The organism is Streptomyces sp. NPDC005492 (genome assembly GCF_040605995.1).
In the GTDB taxonomy this organism is placed as follows: domain Bacteria; phylum Actinomycetota; class Actinomycetes; order Streptomycetales; family Streptomycetaceae; genus Streptomyces.
The window spans coordinates 234,933-253,380 of the sequence record NZ_JBEXDX010000001.1 but is presented as its reverse complement, the minus strand read 5'-3'; the positions used below and the strand labels follow the sequence as shown (position 1 = coordinate 253,380).

18 protein-coding genes are annotated in these 18,448 nt (G+C 70.4%); 8 read left to right on the top strand and 10 right to left on the bottom strand.

The features are described from left to right. Positions 1-53: 53 nt before the first annotated feature. Complete coding sequence (locus ABZT04_RS01240; RefSeq protein ID WP_356051476.1) at positions 54-1,226, top strand: acetyl-CoA acetyltransferase; 1,173 nt, start codon at positions 54-56, stop codon at positions 1,224-1,226. Here ABZT04_RS01240 and ABZT04_RS01235 read toward each other — a convergent pair. The 4 genes from ABZT04_RS01235 to ABZT04_RS01220 all read right to left on the bottom strand — a co-directional run bounded on the left by ABZT04_RS01235 (position 1,124) and on the right by ABZT04_RS01220 (position 5,037). Beyond that, a complete protein-coding gene (locus ABZT04_RS01235; RefSeq protein WP_356051474.1) occupies positions 1,124-2,305 on the bottom strand; it encodes an acyltransferase in 1,182 nt (393 codons plus the stop codon). The two genes, ABZT04_RS01240 and ABZT04_RS01235, sit on opposite strands and share 103 nt — an antisense overlap. Before the next feature lie 97 nt (positions 2,306-2,402). Then, positions 2,403-3,773 (bottom strand): hypothetical protein, encoded by a 1,371-nt coding sequence (locus tag ABZT04_RS01230; protein WP_356051472.1) that lies wholly within the window; start codon positions 3,771-3,773, stop codon positions 2,403-2,405. Beyond that, positions 3,764-4,186 carry a VOC family protein gene (locus ABZT04_RS01225; protein WP_356051470.1) on the bottom strand — a complete coding sequence of 141 codons (423 nt, stop codon included), beginning with the start codon at positions 4,184-4,186 and terminating at the stop codon, positions 3,764-3,766. Before ABZT04_RS01225 ends, ABZT04_RS01230 begins: the two co-directional genes overlap by 10 nt. A gap of 65 nt (positions 4,187-4,251) precedes the next feature. Beyond that, a complete protein-coding gene (locus ABZT04_RS01220; protein ID WP_356051468.1) occupies positions 4,252-5,037 on the bottom strand; it encodes a helix-turn-helix transcriptional regulator in 786 nt (261 codons plus the stop codon). A gap of 63 nt (positions 5,038-5,100) precedes the next feature. Between ABZT04_RS01220 and ABZT04_RS01215 the strand changes: the two genes are divergently transcribed. Then, the gene (locus ABZT04_RS01215) at positions 5,101-5,907 is read left to right on the top strand and encodes an SDR family oxidoreductase (RefSeq protein ID WP_356051466.1); all 807 of its coding nucleotides are present in this window, start codon (positions 5,101-5,103) and stop codon (positions 5,905-5,907) included. A 51-nt stretch (positions 5,908-5,958) separates the two neighbouring features. Here ABZT04_RS01215 and ABZT04_RS01210 read toward each other — a convergent pair whose 3' ends face one another. Genes ABZT04_RS01210 through ABZT04_RS01200 form a run of 3 tightly spaced genes read right to left on the bottom strand, consistent with a single transcriptional unit; the run spans position 5,959 to position 8,121 of the window. Then, positions 5,959-6,630, bottom strand: coding sequence for a pyridoxal 5'-phosphate synthase (locus ABZT04_RS01210; protein ID WP_356051464.1), 672 nt, complete (start codon positions 6,628-6,630; stop codon positions 5,959-5,961). A 28-nt stretch (positions 6,631-6,658) separates the two neighbouring features. Beyond that, complete coding sequence (locus tag ABZT04_RS01205) at positions 6,659-7,525, bottom strand: GNAT family N-acetyltransferase (RefSeq protein ID WP_356051462.1); 867 nt, start codon at positions 7,523-7,525, stop codon at positions 6,659-6,661. Further along, positions 7,522-8,121 carry a GNAT family N-acetyltransferase gene (locus tag ABZT04_RS01200; protein ID WP_356051459.1) on the bottom strand — a complete coding sequence of 200 codons (600 nt, stop codon included), beginning with the start codon at positions 8,119-8,121 and terminating at the stop codon, positions 7,522-7,524. The genes ABZT04_RS01205 and ABZT04_RS01200 overlap by 4 nt, the downstream gene beginning before the upstream one ends. A 260-nt stretch (positions 8,122-8,381) precedes the next feature. Between ABZT04_RS01200 and ABZT04_RS01195 the strand changes: the two genes are divergently transcribed. After that, positions 8,382-9,590 (top strand): transposase, encoded by a 1,209-nt coding sequence (locus tag ABZT04_RS01195; RefSeq protein WP_356051457.1) that lies wholly within the window; start codon positions 8,382-8,384, stop codon positions 9,588-9,590. Between the two features lie 54 nt (positions 9,591-9,644). On the opposite strand, the gene ABZT04_RS01190 is transcribed toward ABZT04_RS01195, so the two are convergent. Then, positions 9,645-10,070, bottom strand: coding sequence for a Zn-ribbon domain-containing OB-fold protein (locus tag ABZT04_RS01190; protein ID WP_356051455.1), 426 nt, complete (start codon positions 10,068-10,070; stop codon positions 9,645-9,647). Continuing rightward, the gene (locus ABZT04_RS01185) at positions 10,070-10,519 is read right to left on the bottom strand and encodes a DoxX family protein (RefSeq protein WP_356051453.1); all 450 of its coding nucleotides are present in this window, start codon (positions 10,517-10,519) and stop codon (positions 10,070-10,072) included. Before ABZT04_RS01185 ends, ABZT04_RS01190 begins: the two co-directional genes overlap by 1 nt. Positions 10,520-10,783: 264 nt before the next feature. Here ABZT04_RS01185 and ABZT04_RS01180 point away from each other — a divergent pair, with 264 nt between their 5' ends. The 4 genes from ABZT04_RS01180 to ABZT04_RS01165 all read left to right on the top strand — a co-directional run bounded on the left by ABZT04_RS01180 (position 10,784) and on the right by ABZT04_RS01165 (position 16,939). Next, on the top strand, positions 10,784-12,373 hold the full coding sequence (locus tag ABZT04_RS01180) for a subtype B tannase (RefSeq protein ID WP_356051450.1): 1,590 nt from the start codon (positions 10,784-10,786) through the stop codon (positions 12,371-12,373). 215 nt (positions 12,374-12,588) lie between these two features. Beyond that, entirely contained in the window at positions 12,589-13,791 is a 1,203-nt protein-coding gene (locus ABZT04_RS01175; RefSeq protein WP_356051448.1) for an NAD(P)/FAD-dependent oxidoreductase, read from the top strand. Positions 13,792-13,919: 128 nt separating this feature from the next. Continuing rightward, the gene (locus ABZT04_RS01170) at positions 13,920-16,145 is read left to right on the top strand and encodes an acetate--CoA ligase family protein (protein WP_356051446.1); all 2,226 of its coding nucleotides are present in this window, start codon (positions 13,920-13,922) and stop codon (positions 16,143-16,145) included. Further along, on the top strand, positions 16,142-16,939 hold the full coding sequence (locus tag ABZT04_RS01165; RefSeq protein ID WP_356051443.1) for an enoyl-CoA hydratase-related protein: 798 nt from the start codon (positions 16,142-16,144) through the stop codon (positions 16,937-16,939). The genes ABZT04_RS01170 and ABZT04_RS01165 overlap by 4 nt, the downstream gene beginning before the upstream one ends. 24 nt (positions 16,940-16,963) lie before the next feature. On the opposite strand, the gene ABZT04_RS01160 is transcribed toward ABZT04_RS01165, so the two are convergent. Next, entirely contained in the window at positions 16,964-17,554 is a 591-nt protein-coding gene (locus ABZT04_RS01160; RefSeq protein WP_356051441.1) for an HAD family acid phosphatase, read from the bottom strand. 228 nt (positions 17,555-17,782) lie between these two features. On the opposite strand from ABZT04_RS01160, the gene ABZT04_RS01155 reads away from it, so the two are divergent. Continuing rightward, positions 17,783-18,391: a flavin reductase family protein gene (locus ABZT04_RS01155; protein ID WP_356051439.1), complete on the top strand. Its 609-nt coding sequence runs from the start codon at positions 17,783-17,785 to the stop codon at positions 18,389-18,391. Positions 18,392-18,448: the final 57 nt, after the last annotated feature.

Genomic DNA, 18,448 nt, shown 5'->3' with positions numbered 1-18,448 from the left:
GTCCGTCATATTAGGAGTCCGGGCACGATATGCACAGAGGGAGGAGGCCCCTCATGACACCGGGGAGCCGCAAGGTCGCGATGGTGGGCGTGGCGCTGTCCGACTGCGGACGCGTGGACGACCTGACCCCCTACGCCCTGCACGCCCAGGCGGCCCGCCGCGCGCTGGCGGACGCGGGCGTGGAGAGGAGCGTGGTGGACGGCTTCGCGTCGGCGGGCCTCGGCACGCTGCCGCCCGTCGAGGTGGCCGAGTATCTGGGCCTGCGCCCCACCTGGGTCGACTCGACGGCGGTCGGCGGTTCGACCTGGGAGGTCATGGCGGCCCACGCGGCGGACGCGATAGCCGCCGGCCACGCGAACGCGGTCCTCCTCGTCTACGGCTCGACGGCCCGCGCCGACATCAAGGCCGGCCGCCGCACCGGCAACCTCTCCTTCGGCGCGCGCGGTCCCCTCCAGTTCGAGGTCCCCTACGGCCACACGCTGATCGCCAAGTACGCGATGGCCGCCCGCCGCCACATGCTCGAATTCGGCACGACCATCGAGCAGTTGGCGGAGGTGGCGGTGCAGGCCCGCGCCAACGCCGCGCTGAACCCCGAGGCGATGTTCCGCGAGCCGATCACCGTGGACGACGTCCTCGCCGGGCCGATGATCGCCGCCCCCTTCACCAAACTGCACTGCTGCATACGGTCCGACGGCGGAGCGGCGGTACTGCTGGCCGCCGAGGAGTACGTACGCGACTGCCGTACACCCCCGGTGTGGGTCCTCGGCACCGGGGAGCACGTCTCGCACGCCGCGATGTCCGAGTGGCCCGACTTCACGGTGTCACCGGCGGCGGTGAGCGGACGGCTGGCCTTCGAGCGGGCCGGGGTGCGGCCCGAGGAGATCGACTTCGCGGAGATCTACGACGCGTTCACCTACATGACGTTGGTGACGCTGGAGGACCTGGGTTTCTGCGCGAAGGGCGAGGGGGGTGCCTTCGTGGAGAAGGGCCGGCTGCGAGTGGCGGGCGGAGATCTGCCGGTGAACACGGACGGGGGCGGGCTTTCGGCCCAACACCCGGGCATGCGGGGGCTGTTCCTGCTGGTGGAGGCGGTACGGCAGTTGCGAGGGGAGGCCGAGGCCCGTCAAGTCACCGACCGGGCGGGCGAGTTGCCGCGGCTCGGGGTGGTCTCCGGGACGGGCGGCTGGTTCTGCTCCTCGGGGACGGTGGTGCTGGGGCGGAGCTGAACACCGCTGCTCTGCCCGGTCAGGGACTTCCAAGACCTGTTCCGCTTGAAGGGCAGTTCGAAGACCTGGGAGAACAGCCAAGCCGCGAGCACCGAGACGGGCAGGCCGACGAGGAGCGTGAAGCAGAAGGTGTGCAGCCCCGGCGAGACGACGTGCGGGGCCACCCGCCGAATCACCACCAGGACGATCGACAGATGGATCAGATAGAGGCTGTAGGAGAAGTCGCCAAGACTCCGCAGGGGGCGTGTGGTCAGGAACCGTACGAGGGCGGCGGGCCTGCCGGTGGCGACCGAGGCGAGCAGCATCGTCATGGCGGGGGCGACGGCGAGATCCACCCAGAAGTAGTGGTTCACCGTCCACACCTCGCCCCGCGCGACGCCGAGCGCCAGGACGGGCAGCGCGGCCAGCACGGCGAACCAGCCCCACGGCAGGCGCCGGACGCGATCCGAGGCGGCGACGATGCCGGCGCCCACGACGCCCGCGACGAACACGGGGAACAGATGCGGGGCGAGCAGATTGTCGCCCTCCACCGGGGAGGCGCCGGCCGCCATCAGCCCGAGGCCGATCACCGGGAGCGTCGCACACACGATCAGGACGGTCGCGTTGAACCGGCGCCGGACCAGAAGGAGGAGCGGGAAGACGAGATACAGCTCGGCCTCCACCCCGATCGACCAGAAGGCGCCGTTCGGCGTCGGGGCGGTGAACACGTCCTGCGCGACGAGGCCGTAGACCAGGACGGACGCGCCGGTGGGCGGCCCGTGGTGCGAGGCCGGGACCACGAGCCATGAGACGGCCAGGCTGAGGAGCAGCGCCGCCCAGTAGGGAGGCAGGATGCGCCAGGCCCGTCGGCGCAGGAACCGCAGGACGCCGTCCGAGCGCCAGCCGTGCCGGGCCGGTGAGATGGCCAGGGAGAAGCCGGACAGCACCAGGAAGAAGACGACGGCGATCCGCCCGAACATCAGCACGTCCAGCCATGGGGGCGCGGAACTGTTCGGGTAGCCCGGGAAGGCGTACAGCCAGCAGTGGAACAGCACCACATACAGGGCCGCCAGACCTCGGAGACCATCCAGGCCCTGCACTTGCCGCCGGTCCGTTGAAATCGTCCCGTTCCCTTCCCTGGTGCCGTATTCGTGTCAGTGACTGGTACGCAGGGTTCGGCCGGGCGGTTCAGCCATGTCAGCGATCGGGGTGGACGCGGATGACGGCCTTGTCGTTGGCCGGGTCCGGGTCGCGGTCTCCGACGTCCCAGTCGCTGGTCGGGCGCTTGTCCTGGAGGGTCAGGGTGCCTTCGCCGGGTTCGCCGAGCCGCATGGTGAAGGTGAGGGTCTGGGTGTCGCCGGGCTTCAGGGCCTTGATGTCGCAGGTGTAGACGGAGGCGCCGTTCTCGCAGTAGGGCTCGTAGACGCCGTCGTCGTACTCGCTCATGGGCTGCTTCACCATGGTCATACCGAGGGGCGGGCTGAACACCAGCTTCTCCGTGGCGCCGGCGTCGGCGGGCCCCTTGTTGCGGACGGTGAGCTTGAAGGTCCGCTTGGTGCCGGGGTCGCCGTACAGGTCCACGTCGGAGACGGAGTAGTCGGCGTAGGTGTCGAGCACGACGTACGTCCAGCCGCCGCCCTTGGCGTAGGCGCCCTGCCGCGCGGTCGTGACTTCGGGGCGGAGGGTGGGGCCGTCTCCGTGGTCGCCGCCGTCCGGGGTGCCGCCGTACTGGCCCGGCCCCATGTCCAGGGCCCAGGCCTGGCTGCTGAGGGAGACGTAGATCTTCGTCTTCGGGGTGCGGAGCCGGAGCGCGGGCCGGAGTGTCACGGTCTGTCCGGGTGCGATACGGACGTCGGGGAGTAAGCACACCGCTATGTGGCCGTGGGAGAGGTCCGGATAGCGGCAGTTGGCGTACCGGTCCTCGAACTCCATGCCGTTGGCGGCCAGTTCGAGCCCGAGTCCGTGGACCGGCACCTCACCCGTGTTCCTCAGGACGATGGGCCGGCTCAGCTCGGCACCGGGGCGAACTCCCTTGAGCGAGCCGGGAGTCAGCACCTCGACCACCGGTTCCCCCACCACGGCCCGGGTCCGCGCGGTGACCTTCTTCCCGCTCCGGTCCGTGTAGGCGTACCGCACCACACCCACGTCCCCGGGCCTGCTGCCCTTGGCTGCCACCAGGGAGACGCCCCCGGCGGCCGTCCTGCTGTCGTACGCGGGGCCGACCTCGCACGTCACACGGGTGGGACTCCCCTTGCAGGTGCCGCTCCGGCGCAGGACGACCGCGCTCTTGGCACCGGGCAGGACCTCGACGGTGAGGGTGTGATCGGCGGCTTCCCTGCCACCGGTGTGCACCTTGCCGTCGTCGGCGGAGAAGTGGAACGGATCCTTGTCCTTGGGGCCCGAGGTGTCGCCGACCGGGCGGAGGTAGAACACCTCGGGCGCGCTGATCGAGGGCGCCTTGTCGGCGGCGGCATCGCAGGAGACGAGCGACCCGGCCAGCAGGGCGACGAATGCGACACCGGCCGCGCGGCGCGAGGGACGGCGGGAGGTCTCGGGGGTCAGGGCCACGGGAGCTCCTTCGCGGCCCGGTTCCGCGGTGCCAGGGTGCGCTGGACGCAGAACTCATTGCCCTCGGGGTCTGCCATGACCACCCAGTTCCGGTCCGGGCCCTGGCCCACGTCGGTCCTGGTGGCGCCGAGGCCGAGCAGTCTGGTCACCTCGTCATCGGTGCCGCGGTCGATCGGGCTGACGTCGAGGTGAAGCCGGTTCTTGACGCTCTTCCCCTCGGGCACCCGGACGAACAGCAGGGTGGGCGACATCTGGCGGGCCCGCACATCCTCGACGGTAGGCACCCATGAGCCGATCTCGACCTTGCCCTCGCTCCGGTCGATCACCTTGAAGTCCAGCACCTCGCACCAGAAGCCCGCGAGCCTCTCCGCATCGTGGCAGTCGACGACCAACTCGGTGAACCTACTTGTCACGACTCTCCCAGACTGTGCGGACGGGGGCTCAGAGTATGTCGCGGGTCCGGGCGACGCCGACTTGGTCACAGAAGACGCGTCAGGGCCGCCTCGGACGGGCTCCCGTCCGTCGCCTGGTACACGATGATCACCTGTTGCTCGGCGCCGCCGACAGTGAGCGCCTGCCTGCGCAGGGCGAGGCTGCCGACGACCGGATGCGCGAAGCGCTTGAGTTCGTCACGGGCGGGCCGCGTCTCGTGCCGCGCCCACAGCCGGCGGAACTCCTCGTCCGTCTCCAGCTCGGCGACCAGACGGACGGTCCTGGGGTCGCGTGGGTCGGCCTCGGCGCGCAGGGCCGCCGCGGTCTGCGCGGCAACCTCCGCCCAGTCAGGGAAGAGCCGACGGGACGCCGGGTCGAGGAACACTTCCCGGACCAGGTTGCGCCCGGGCTCGTACATCGGGGCGAGCGCGCGGGCCCGCTTGTTCGCCGCCAGCACGTCGAAGCACCGGTCGCGCACGTACGCGGGGCGGTCCGCCCACGCGTCGAGCAGCCGGTGCACGTCCGCGGAGACCTCGGTCCGCGACTGCGCCTCAGGGGCGGGGCCGGCCAGGGCGTGCAGGTGGGCGGAGGCGTCGGCGTCCAGTCCCAGCGCCCGCGCGAGGGCGTCCAGCACCTGGGGCGAGGGGTGTCGGTCGACGCCCTGTTCGAGCCGGACCAGGTACGGCTCGCTGATTCCGGCGAGGCGGGCCAGTTCCTCCCGGCGCAGTCCCGCCACCCGGCGACGTCCGCCGGCGGGCACCCCCACGTCCGCCGGAACGACCCGTCCACGCCGAGCCTTGAGGAAATCTCCCAGCAGGTTGTCGGCCGCCATGCTGCGAGGGTAACCCCGTGGGGGTGCTGGCTGCCGAGGTGCGCACGGCGCAGGCTCGATGCCATGAAGACCTGGTTCATCACCGGCGCGTCCCGCGGCTTCGGCCGTATCTGGGCCGAAGCCGCTCTCGACCGCGGCGACCGTGTCGCCGCCACCGCACGTGACCTCGACACCCTGCGGCCCCTCGTGGACGCCCACGGCGACGACGTACTCCCGCTCCGCCTCGACGTGACCGACCGCACCGCCGTGACCGCCGCGGTGCAGCAGGCCGCCGAGACCTTCGGCCGCCTCGACGTGGTCGTCAACAACGCGGGCTACGGCCTGTTCGGCATGGTGGAGGAAACCACCGAGGAACAGGCCCGCGCCCAACTCGACACCAACCTGTTCGGCCCCCTGTGGGTGACGCAGGCGGCCCTGCCCCACCTGCGGGCCCAGGGCAGCGGTCACATCCTGCAGGTCTCCAGCATCGGTGGCCTCGCCGCGTTTCCCACGCTCGGGCTGTACAACGCCTCCAAGTGGGCCCTGGAGGGGATGAGTGAGGCCCTGGCCCAGGAGGTCGCCCTGTTCGGCATCAACGTGACCCTGGTCGAACCCGGCCCCTACGGCACCGACTGGTCGGGCGCCTCCGCGGTGCACACCGAGCCGCTCCCCGCCTACGAACCCGTCCGCGCCGCGCGCCGGGCCAGTGCGTCCGCCCGCGCGCCTCAGGACGCGCGAGCCGCCGCCGCCGTCGTCCTCGAACTCGTCGACACCGACGCACCACCCCTGCGGCTCTTCCTCGGCACCTACCCCTATCCGGTGGTCGAGGCGGCCTACCGCAAGCGGCTCGACACATGGAACGACTGGCGGCACCTCGCGTCCCGGGCCTGACCGGTCGGGTCAGTGGTTCAAAGACACCGCCGAGGAACGGGACGCCCTCCGTCAGGGCCAGAGCAACCTCTTGGCCCAGCCCCGCTCCTCACGCTCATAGCTCAGCCGCACATGTCGTCGTAGCGCATCCCCTTGAAAGAACTCGACCTCGTCCGGGAACACCCGATACAGCGTCCAGGACGGCACCGGCGTCTCCGGCTCGCGCTGCGCCCGCTCCCAGGCCGCTTCCGATGCCCGCGCCAACTCGTCGAGGGACGGCAGGACTTCGCTCTGGTGCCCGGTCAGCGCGGCCGCCAGGGCCCCCGTGGAATGGGCATGCAGGTCGGCCTGGGATTCTGCCGGGCTCGCCGGGAGAACCGGCCCGCGCAGGCGGACCTGTCGGCCGAGGCGGGGCCAGTAGAACGCGAGCGCCGCGTACCCGAAACCCTGCAACTGGCGGCCCTTACGGCTCGTGGCATGACTGGCGAAGGACCAGCCCTCGTCGTCGGCGCCGTGCAGCATCACGATCCGTACGTCCGGGAGACCCTCGTCGTCCCGCGTAGCCAGTGACATCACGTGCGGCTCGGTCTCCCCCGCCGCGACCGCCTCCGCGAACCAGGAGGTGAAGAGGGCGAGCGGGGCGTCCGGCGCCGAGTCCGGGTCCAGGGGTGGCAGTTCGGTCACCTCCGGGGCCCATACCCGTAGTGACCTCAGCAGTTCTTGAAGATCCGGTCCCGTTGTCATGGGTCGAGTATCACCTTGGGCCGGCGTCCTACCTGAAGTCGTACCCGGCGAAGTCCACCACCGCCCGATACCCGATCCGCTGGTACAGGGCGTTGCTCGTCGGGTTCGACAGGTCCGTGAACAGCAGTACCTCCTCCGCGCCCGCCGCCCGCGCCACCCGGCTGACCTCCGCCGTGACCGCAGCCGCGTAGCCGCGGCCCCGGAGTCCGGTCGGGGTGTAGACGGGAGCGACGCGGATCTGCCCGGCCACCTTCGCCGTCACTCCGGCCATGGACACCGGCGTGCCGTCCGGGGTCTCCCAGAGTGTGATCCCGCCGTACGCGATCCGCGCCTCCGCCCACTCGGCCGGGTCGTGCGCGCCCCCGCCATTCCCGCCGATCGCCTCCTCGAACTCGCCGTACCAGCGTATGAGTTGGTCGCGGTCCTTTGCCTCCGCGACTCTCGGCCGGCCGGGCGGAGCAGGGTGAGGGGGCGTCAATTCGGTGAGGCGGTAGAGGCGTTGGCGGGCGTGGAGCCCGGGGGTGGCTCCGGTCTGGCGTCGCCATGCTTCCGCGAAGGCCGACGCCGTGTCCCGTTCGGCCATGACGCCGGGCAACTTGTCGCCCCGGTAGGACAGTTGGGTCGCCAGTGCCTCGGCCTCCTCGGTGGTGAGGGCGGTGAGCATCAGGCGGCCGGGCGGGGTGCGGAAGAACGCCGCCCGTACGGCGCCGTCCCGTTCCAGGGCGCCGAACACCGGGGGTTCCTCGCCGTAGATGTGCATCCCGCGGCTGCGCAGCGCGTGCGTCACCGTGAGGGAGATCGTGTGCAGGGCCGGGTCGGTGCGCAGGAAGTCGTCGGCGTGGGTGAGGAATTGGTCCAGGTCGCCGGTGATGTGCCAGGTGCCGACAGTCGTCACGCCTTCACCTCCGGGTCCGTCGCCAGCCGCCCGTGCAGATGGACATCGCGGAACGCGTCCCGCCGTCCCGCCTCGAACATCGCCCCGCGCAGCGTCCCCTCCGCCGGGAAGCCGCAGCTTTCGGCGATGTGGCAGGAGGCTTGGTGGCCGAGGGCGTGGCCCAGTTCGAGGCGGTGGAGGCCGAGGTCGGTGAGGGCCCAGTGGGCGGCGAGGGTGAGGGCGCGGATCGCGACGCGTCGGCCGCGGGCCTCGGGCAGGGTCCAGTAGCCGACGCGGGCGACGCGCATGATGTGGTCGATCTCGTTGACACCGATGTGTCCGAGGGTCCTGCCGTCGGCCGCGTCCGTGACGCAGAAGGAGGCGCTGATGCCGTCCTCCGCGTTCTCGGCGCGGGAGCGGAGCGAGTCGCGGGCGCCGGTGACGTCGGTGATCGGCCGCAGCGGGGTGTTCCAGCGCTGGAACTCGGGGTCGGCCACTCCGCGCAGCCAGTCCCTGACATCGCGGTCGTCCTCGGCGTCCCAGGGGCGCAGCCGCAGTCCATGACCGTTCAGCTCGGGGAGGGGGTGCCGTAGAGACCGCTCGCGTATGTGGGCCATCGCGCCATCATCTTCTCCGGGCCGCTCTGGCATCAATGGTGTCTACAGATTCGCCCCTTCACTTGCGCTCGTTCCTGGACGCACTAGACCTGTCACGCACATATAGTCATCACATGGCTGCAACCAGGAAGGTTCGCCAGTTCTCCAGTGGCGCTGCGCGATGAGTTCCCCCACCTGAAGTCACGGATGCCCACCATGGTGGAGAAGTACATCGACAGCCAGTGGGAGAGGCCTGACAAGAGAAGCGAGGAGGCGCGGTCTTGAAGCGCGCCTACAAGTTCCGCCTTCGCCCCACCGTCCGCCAGGCACACGCCCTGATCGAGATGCTGCGTGATCACCGATCGCTCTACAACGCTGCACTGCAGGAACGCCGCGACGCATACCGCCACACCTCAAAGACCAGCATCAAATACGGAGACCAGTCGGCACAGTTGAAGGAGATCCGGACCTTCGATCGAGAGAGGCAGGGCCGCTGGTCATTCTCCTCGCAGCAGGCCACCCTGCGGCGCCTCGACAGGGCGTTCGCCGCATTCTTCCGCCGGGCCAAGGCGGGCCAGACACCCGGATACCCGCGGTTCAAGGGCTCCGGGCGTTTCGACACGGTGATCTTCCCGAAGGACGGTGACGGCTGCCGCTGGGACTCCACCCCGCACCATCCGGTCACCCGCGTGCGGCTGCAAGGCGTCGGGCACGTCCGTGTACACCGGCACCGCCCCGTGAAGGGTCGCGTGAAGACGGTATCCGTCAAGCGTGAGGGCAGGCACTGGTATGTGATCCTCGCCTGTGACGAAGTGCCCGCCGAACCGCTTCCCCAGACGGGGGCGATCGTCGCCATCGATATGGGTGTGACGCACTTCCTGACCACAAGCAACGGCGTGCACATCGCCAACCCGCGTTTCTCTGAAGCGTCTGCCGAAGCCTTGGCCGAAGCCCAACGAGCACTCGATGCCTTCCCCAGGGGCACCCGTGAGCGCACGAAGAAGCACCGGGCAGCAGCGCGGAAGGTCACCGAGTTGCACGCCAAGACCCGACGCCGTCGCCTCGACCACCACCACAAGACCGCCCTCGCTCTCGTGCGCCACCACGACGTGATCGGGCACGAGCAGTTGAACGCGGCTGGCATGACCCGTGCTCCGAGGACAAGGCCCGACCCGGACAACGACGGTGCATTCCTGCCGAACGGCGCGGCCGCCAAAGCGGGCTTGAACCGAAGTATCCTCGGCGCGGGTTGGGGGCAGTTCCTGAGAGTCCTGGCGAACAAGGCTGAGAGTGCCGGTCGTCAAGTGGTCTCCGTGGACGCCCGCAACACCTCACGCACCTGCCCTGAATGCGGGCACGTCGCGAAGGAGAACCGCACCACGCAAGCGAAGTTCGAGTGCACCTCATGCGGATTCCTCGCGAACGCCGACCACGTAGGCGCGCTGAACATCCTCAACAGGGCCGGGCTGGCCCTCTGCGTGGCGACCTAGCCACCAACGCAGGAAGCCCGCGACTTCAATTCAGTCGTGGGTGGAGTCACTGAATCAAGCCCCGCGCGCCCCGGACACGTCATTTTCCCTCAGTCTGAACACCGGCACCCCGTCCCGGAACGCCACTTCCAGCGCCGTCCCGGCCCGCAGATCGGCCGGCCCGGATTCCACGATCTCCGTCATCATCCGCGGGCCCTCCGCGAGATCGACGACCGCGGCGACGTACGGCACCCGCTCCCCGAAGGGCGGCAGGTCGTTGCGGTGGACGACGGACCAGGTGTAGAGGGTGGCGTGGCCGCTCGCGGTCTCCCAGGTGACGTGCTCGCTCCAGCAGTGGGGGCAGAACTCGCGGGGATAGTGGTGGGCCCGGCCGCAGTCCGCGCAGCGTCGGACGAGGAGGCGGCCCTGTTCGGCCGCCTCCCAGTAGGCGCGGGTGAACGCGTCCGCCTCGGGAATGTCGAAGCGCGGGTTTCCGGCCATCAGAACCACCCCAGCGCCGCGTCCACCGACCAGACCTGCCAGGACATCGCGAACAGCGCCACGACCGAGATGAGCGCCATCATCGCGTTCTGCCCCTGTTCCGCCCAGTCGTGGATCATGAGCGTGAAGTAGAGGACGTTGAGGAGCAGGCCGCCGACGAGGGCGACCGGGGTGAGGAAGCCCGCGACAAGGCCGAGGCCGACCGCGAGTTCGGCGTAGACGACGACGTACGCCATCGTGCGCGGGCGCGGGGCGACCATCGTGTCGAAGCCCGAACGGACCGCGTTCCAGCGGTGTTCGGCGGCGACGTCGGCGGCCCAGGCGATGCCGGTGCCGCGTTCGAACCAGGCCTTCTTGTCCTTGTGCCGCCAGCTCTCCAGCCACCACAGCCCGAGTCCTATGCGGAGGACCGCGAGCCAGTCCGCTCCGCTGAGCCAGATCGCATCCATGAATCTGACGGTACGTCAGAAGCCGGGGAAAGCCGAGAGCGGAAGCCGAAGAAAAGCCGAGGAGGAAAGCTGAAGAAGGCCGGGAGCGGGCCATGAAAATCCTGTGCGCGGGCCGTGCCGCTGTGGGCCCGCCATGAATCCCGGCGGATTGTTGACGATTTTGTTCGGCGCCAATTACGTTCGCAAGCGCAAGGCCACGGAGCGTTCGGGAAGACGAGAGGCAGCACGGTGAAGCACAGGGCAGTGAAGCGCAGGACGGTAGTCATGGGCATCGGCGCCACCGCCGGTGTCGCCGCGGTCGGCGGCATCGCGCTCAGCGCGAACGCGAGCGACTCGAAGTCGTCGTCGTCCTCGGACTCCCTGGTCTTCGACCCGGACGCCTACACGAAGCTGACGACGACCGTCACGGACACGGACGACAAGGACCACACGGTCGTCTACCACTTCTGGAAGGCGATCACCTACGTCGCCAAGCCGGTCGACGCCACCTACCAGTCGCTGAACGTCAGCGTGCCGGTCGAGATCGACGGCAAGGCCGTCGACGCGACGGACGCGCCGATCCTGTTCGCCAACTCCGTCGGCGGCTACATGCCCTCCTCGGTCTCGGACGCCACCGGCGTCGGCGGCGGCAGCGCCTCGGCGGGCGGCGGCACCATGCCCAGCGGCGCGCCCTCCTCCACCTCCAGCGCGGCGCCCAGCGCCGCCGCCTCGAACGCCACCGGCGCGACCAACGCCACCGGCGGCGCCATGAACACCAACCAGCTCCTGGCCCTGGCCGCCGGTTACGTCGTCGTCGAGCCCGGCGCCCGCGGCCGTACGCTCAAGAACTCCAGCGGTGAGTACTACGGCACCGCGCCCGCCGCGATCGTCGACCTCAAGGCCGCCGTCCGGTACGTGAAGTCCAACAAGGGCCGCATCCCCGGCGACGTCGAGCGGATCGTCTCCGCCGGTACGAGCGCCGGTGGCGCGCTGTCCTCGCTGCTCGGCGCGTCCGGCGACAGCCCGCTCTACGACAAGTACCTCAAGGAGATCGGCGCGGCCGACGCCTCCGACGCGATCTTCGCGACCGGTGCCTGGTGCCCGATCACCGACCTGGAGCACGCGGACGGCGCCTACGAGTGGAACTGGGGTGCCAACGACCTCAGCACCGGCAAGCAGGTCGACCAGACCGTCTCCAAGGCGCTCCAGGCGCAGTTCGCCGAGTACCAGGCGGGCCTGAAGCTGCGCGGCCTCGGCGGCTTCGGCCCGCTGACCGCGCGCAACCTCGACGAGTACATGGTCAGGCAGTACCTGGAGCCGTCGGCCACCACCTACCTCGCCGCCCTCTCCGACTCCGCCCGCGAGACCTATCTGAAGGCCAACACCTTCATCACCTGGTCCGGCGGCAGGGCCACCTTCACCTGGGCCGACTTCCTCACCCACGTCGGCGCCCGCAAGAAGGACACCCCGGCCTTCGACGCCTTCGACCTGTCGGCCGGCGAGAACAACGAGTTCGGCGCGGGCACGACCCTGGCCCGCCACTTCACGGCGTACGGCGCGAAGAACGACTCGACGGGCCTGAGCAGCAAGCGCGTCGCGAGCGACATCCCGGCGAAGCTCGACCTGATGAACCCGATGTACCACATCGCCCAGAAGAACGAGGGCCGCTCGAAGCACTGGTGGATCCGCCTCGGCACCAGCGACTCCGACACCGCGCTGACGGTCTCCGCGAACCTCGCCGCCGCCCTGGACAACCTGGGCGACGACGTCAACCACCTCTACTACTGGGACCAGCCCCACGGCGCCAACACCGACCCGGGCGACTTCATCACCTGGATCGCACAGCTGACGGGCCACAAGGCCAAGCGCAAGTAAGCCTCCTTGGCCGAGCGCGCGTAAGCGCCACCTCCTACGACGCCGAGCCCGCCGCGCACACCGCGGGCTCGGCGTCGTCGCTTTTCCACGGCCCTCACACACCAGAGGCTCTACGCCACCCACCTCACCCGGTTCTCCACACGCGTGATCAATCCGCAACCAATTCCGGGCTTGACCGAGACCCATCAACGTGGGACGTGATTACGCTCGCGCTCATGGCCGACTCCACCACGTCCCCGAGCCCCGTGGCGCAGCTCCACACAGACCGTCCCGTGTACGTCATCGGCGGCGGCCCCGGCGGTCTCGCCACCGCGTACGCGCTGCGCGCCCGGGGCGTCCGCGCCGTCGTGCTGGAGAAGTCGGACCGGGTCGGGGCGTCCTGGCGCGGGCACTACGACCGCCTCCATCTGCACACCACCCGGCGGCTGTCGGGCCTGCCGGGGCTCGCGATGCCGCGTCGTTTCGGCCGCTGGGTCTCGCGGGACGACGTGGTGCGCTATCTGGAGAAGTACGCCGAGGTCCACGAGCTGGAGATCATCACCGGCGTCGAGGTCTCCCGTATCGAACGCGCACCGGACGGCGACAGCTGGCTGCTGCACGCCACCGGCGGCCGTGAGCTGACCGGCCGCGCGGTCGTCGTCGCCACCGGCACCAACCACACCCCCCGGCTGCCCGACTGGCCCGGCCGTGACACCTACACCGGCGAGCTGCTGCATGCCCGCGACTACCGCAACCCCCGGCCCTACGCCGGCCGGGACGTCCTGGTCGTCGGCATCGGCAACACGGGTGCGGAGATCGCGGTCGACCTGGTGGAGGGCGGCGCGTCCCGGGTACGCCTCGCCGTCCGCACCACCCCGCACATCGTGCGCCGCTCGACGGCGGGCTGGGCGGCGCAGTACACGGGCGTTCTCGTACGACGGCTGCCGGTGCGCCTCGTCGACCGGCTCGCGGGGCCGATGGCCAAGCTCAGCGTGCCCGACCTGGCGGAGAAGGGGCTTCCGCGGCCCGACACCGGTCTCTACAGTCGGGTCAACGAAGGGGCGATCCCGGTGCAGGACGTCGGTCTGATCGACGCCGTGCGCAAGGGGCGGGTCGAGGTGGTGACGGCCGTGGCGGGGTTCGAGGACGGCAAGGTGATCCTCGCCGGCGGCGATCGGATCGGTCCCGACGCCGTGATCGCGGCCACCGGTTACGTCCGTTCCCTGGAGGGCCTCGTCGGCCATCTCGGCGTGCTGGACGCGCGCGGCAGGCCGGTCGTGCACGGCGCCCGCACCCCGAAGGACGCGCCCGGCCTGTACTTCACCGGGTTCACCAACCCCATCAGCGGCATGTTCCGCGAGCTGGCGATCGACGCGGAGAAGATCGCGAAGGCCGTCGCGAAGATGTTCGGGAAGACGGGCGAGAAGACAGGCGCGTAGGTCCGGGCAGAGAGGCATCCGCGTTCTTTGCGTGCACGACAGTTCCTGACGCAGTGTCAGTTCAGTAATCTGACACTGCGTCAGTTAATTGTGCTGTCACGACTTTCCCACAGGAGCGGGGCGGACCGATGCTTGGATCAACCCACGGCACCCTCACCACCGACTCCCGCCGGGCCCGGGTCATCGCCTGCGGTGAGCAACCCGGCCCCGCCGTCCACGGCCGGCCCGCGGACGTCGACGATCTCGACGTCGGCGGACGGCCGTTGTACGCCGACGTACCCGACCTGGACCGCTTCTTCCGCCCCGAGTCGGTCGCCGTGATCGGCGCCTCGGACGCGGAGGGCCGCCCGAACACCGGCATCACCCGCCAACTCATCGCCTGGGCAGACCGGGTGGGCGCCCGTCTGCACCCGGTGCATCCCACCCGTACGACGGTCTTCGACGTCCCCTGCTTCCCGTCCGTCGCCGACCTCCCCGAACAGGTCGACCTGGCCGTGGTGTTGGTCGCCGACCCGCTCCCCGTGATCGAGCAACTCGCCGTGGCCAAGGTGAAGTTCGCGGTCGCCTTCGCGTCCGGCTTCGCCGAGACCGGCGAGGAGGGGGCGCTGGCGCAGGCCCAACTCGCCGCCGCCGTAGGCCGGTCCGGGCTCCGCCTGCTCGGCCCGAACACCAACCTCAACGCCTTCGAGAACTTCCGCGAGGATCTCGACGGTCCCGCGATCGCCCTCATCACCCAGTCGGGCCACCAGGGCCGCCCGGTCTTCGCCCTCCAGGAACTCGGCATCCGCCTCTCCCACTGGGCGCCCACCGGCAACGAAGCCGACCTGGAGACGGCCGACTTCATCTCCTACTTCGCCGAGCGCCCCGAGGTGGGCGCCATCGCCTGCTATGTCGAGGGCCTCAAGGACGGCCGCTCCTTCCTGCTGGCCGCCGACCGCGCCGCCCGCCGCAAGGTCCCGGTCGTCGCGGTGAAGGTCGGCCGCACCGAGACCGGAGCCCGTACGGCCGCCTCCCACACAGGAAAACTGACCGGCGCGGACACGGTGGTGGACGCGGCGATGCGCCAGTACGGCGTGATCCGCGTCGACGGCCTGGACGAACTCCAGGACACGGCGGCCCTGTTGGCGCGGGCGAAGGCTCCCTCGGCCGAGGGCGTGGTCGTGTACTCGATCTCCGGCGGCACGGGAGCGCACTTCGCCGACCTGGCGAGTGAGGCGGGCCTGCACCTGCCGCGGCTGTCCTCGGCGAAACAGGCCGAACTGCACGAGTGGATACCGCCGTATCTGAGCGTGGCCAATCCGGTGGACAACGGCGGTCACCCGGTGGGCGACTGGCGCGGCCGGAAGATCATCGACGCGATCCTCGACGACCCGGAGGTGGGGGTGCTGGTGTGCCCCATCACCGGCCCGTTCCCACCGCTGAGCGACAGGCTGGTGGCGGACCTGGTGGCCGCGGCCGAGCGGACGGACAAGCTGGTGTGCGTGGTGTGGGGTTCGCCGGTGGGCACCGAACCGGCGTACCGGGACGTCCTGTTGGGCTCCTCCCGGGTGGCGACCTTCCGCACGGTCGGCAACTGCATCACAGCGCTGCGCGCCTACTTCTCCCACCACCGCTTCGTCCGCGCCTACCGCTCCCCCTTCGACGAGGCACCCCGCGCCGTCTCCCCCTCCTTCCGCAAGGCGCAGGCCCTGATGCGCCCGGGCCGGCAGCTGAGCGAGCACGCGGCGAAACAACTGCTGCGGGCGTACGGCATCCGGGTCCCGCGCGAGCAGTTGGTGACCAGCGCGGCGGCGGCCGTACGGGCGGCGGGGCTGGTGGGCTACCCGGTGGTGATGAAGGCCTCGGGCGGCCAGATCGCGCACAAGACGGAACTGGGCCTGGTGAAGGTCGGCCTGACCTCGGCCAGCCAAGTCCGCGATGCCTACAGGGAGTTGACGGACATCGCCCGCTACGAGGATGTGCACCTGGACGGGGTCCTCGTCTGCCAGATGGTCGAGCGGGGCGTCGAGATGGTGGTGGGCGTCACCCAGGACGACCTGTTCGGGCCGACGGTGACGGTGGGTCTTGGCGGGGTGCTGGTGGAGGTGCTGCGGGACGTGGCGGTGAGGGTGCCGCCGTTCGGCGAGGAGGACGCGCGGGACATGCTCGGGGAGCTGCGCGGGCGGCCCCTGCTGGACGGGGTCCGCGGGCGGCCACCGGCGGACCTGGACGCGCTGGTGGAGGTCGTCCTGCGGGTCCAGCGGATGGCGCTCGAACTGGGCGATGTGCTCTCGGAGTTGGACATCAATCCGCTGATGGTGCTGCCCCGGGGGCAGGGCGCGGTGGCGCTGGACGCGCTGGCGGTGTGCCGGTGACCGGCCCGGCGGACGAGGTCGTGCACACCGTCGCGGGCCAGGTCGCCCACCTCACCCTCAACCGGCCGGAGGCGCTGAACGCCCTCACTCCCGCCCAACGGGACCGCCTGATCGGCCTGTTGACCGAGGCGTCGGCCGACCCGTCGATCCGGGCGGTGGTCCTCACCGGCACCGGACGCGGCTTCTGCGCGGGCGCGGACCTGAGAGGCGGGGGCGCGGCCGGGGAACAGGTGGCCGGCGATGTCGCCCGGGTGATCCGCCTGGGCGCGCAGCGCCTGATCGCCGCCGTACTCGACTGCGAGAAGCCGGTGATCGCGGCGGTCAACGGCACTGCGGCGGGGCTGGGCGCCCATCTCGCCCTGGCCTGCGATCTCGTCCTGGCCGCGGAGTCGGCACGCTTCATCGAGGTGTTCGTACGACGCGGCCTGGTCCCCGACGGCGGCGGCGCCTATCTGCTGCCCCGGCTGATCGGCCCGCACCGGGCGAAGGAGCTGATGTTCTTCGGCGACGCGCTGAGCGCGGCGGACGCGGAACGCCTCGGCCTGGTCAACCGGGTCGTCCCGGACGGCGACTTGACGAAAACGGCCCACGAATGGGCTGAACGCCTGGCCACCGGCCCCACCCGCGCCCTCGCCCTCACCAAGCAGCTCGTCAACGCGTCCCTGGACAGCGACCGGGCGACCGCCTTCGCGGCGGAGGCGACGGCACAGGAGATCAACATGACGACGCGGGACGCACGGGAGGGCGTGGCGAGTTTCGTGGAGCGGCGGAGCGCGGAGTACCGGGGGCGGTGACCAGATCGTCCTGGGGTGGGGCGGTCAGTCCAACAGGCCGTCGTAGTCAGGCAGCTTGTACGTGGTGTCGGCGTAACCGCCCGACAGGTCCGTCGTGTTGTTGCCGATGTTGGCGATGATGTCGTAGCCGTTCGCCTCGATCGCCTTGCGCTGCGAGGTCTTGAAGTCGGCTACGGACTCGGTCACCATCTGCGCGACCGTACGGGCGTAGAGGCCGTCGACCGTGTAGCCGACCGAGGTCAGGTTGGACTTGGTGATCGTGTTGAACAGGTTGCTGCGGGCGCTGATGAAGAACACGCTGATGCCCTTGGCGTGCGCGTCCTTGGCCAGGGCGAGCACCGGCGGGGTGGCCGGGGTGCTGGTGCCGACGCCCTCGAAGTAGGTCTCCAGCGAGGTGTTGTCGATGTCGAGCACGATCGCCTGCTGGGCGCCGGAGGTGTTGGCGGCGGCACGCGAGTCGATGTAGGTCTGCGCGGGGCCGGTGACGGCGGCGACGTCGGTCAGCCACTGGGACTCGGTCACGGAGGCGGCCTGCGCGGGCAGGGCGGCGGCGAACGCCAGGGCGAGGCCGGCTACGGCGGCCACTGCGCCACCACGTGCGGTGAGACGGTTCATCGTGTGGGTGCTCCTCAGGTCACGGCAGCCACCGGTTCGTACCGGTGGCAGTCGTTCCGCAACACTGCTGCCGATGGGTGTGCGGGGGGTGACTCCGAGTGGTCCGTGCGGCGACGTAACTCCCATGATCTGCCCGGAAGCCTGTGAATGAGCCGTGGGCGACGGGCCATGGGTGATGGGCCCTACCCCTTCCTATCTGATGATCCGTCAGCTTCAATGGAAGGCGTGATGGGACAAGCAGGGGCGGCCGCGGCCGCCGTCCGCTACCTCAGGTCGGCCGGAAGCCCTCCGGCCGCGCAGCCTGTCGAGGCGCTGCCGCGGCCGGAGCTCCGGTGCGTCGCGGACGACGAGCGGGCACCGCTCGACCAGGGTGAATTCCGGCGCGTACTGGGCAACTTCGCGACCGGCGTGACCGTGATCACCGCCCCCGCGGCACCAGGCGAACCCGGCCCCGCCGGCTTCGCCTGCCAGTCCTTCTCCGCCCTCTCCCTCGACCCGCCCCTGGTCGTCTTCATGGTCGGCCGCACCTCCACGACCTGGCCCCGCATCGCCCGCGCCGGCACCTTCTGCGTCAACGTACTCGCCGCCCACCAGGGCCAGTTGTGCCGCGCCTTCGCCATCAGCGGCACGGACAAGTTCGCGGGCGTACCGTACGACGCCTCCCCGGCCTCCGGCTCGCCCCGGCTCACCGGCGCCGCCGCCTGGATCGACTGCACGATCCACGCGGTCCACACGGGCGGGGACCACTTGATCGTGGTGGGCCGGGTGGACGCGCTGGGGGCGACGGACGACGGGGGTGGGGAGCCACTGTTGTTCCACCGGGGGCGGTTTCTCTGAGTGCCCTTGAGGCCCACACCGTGGACGCGAAGGGGAACGTCACCTCCGCCCCGTAGC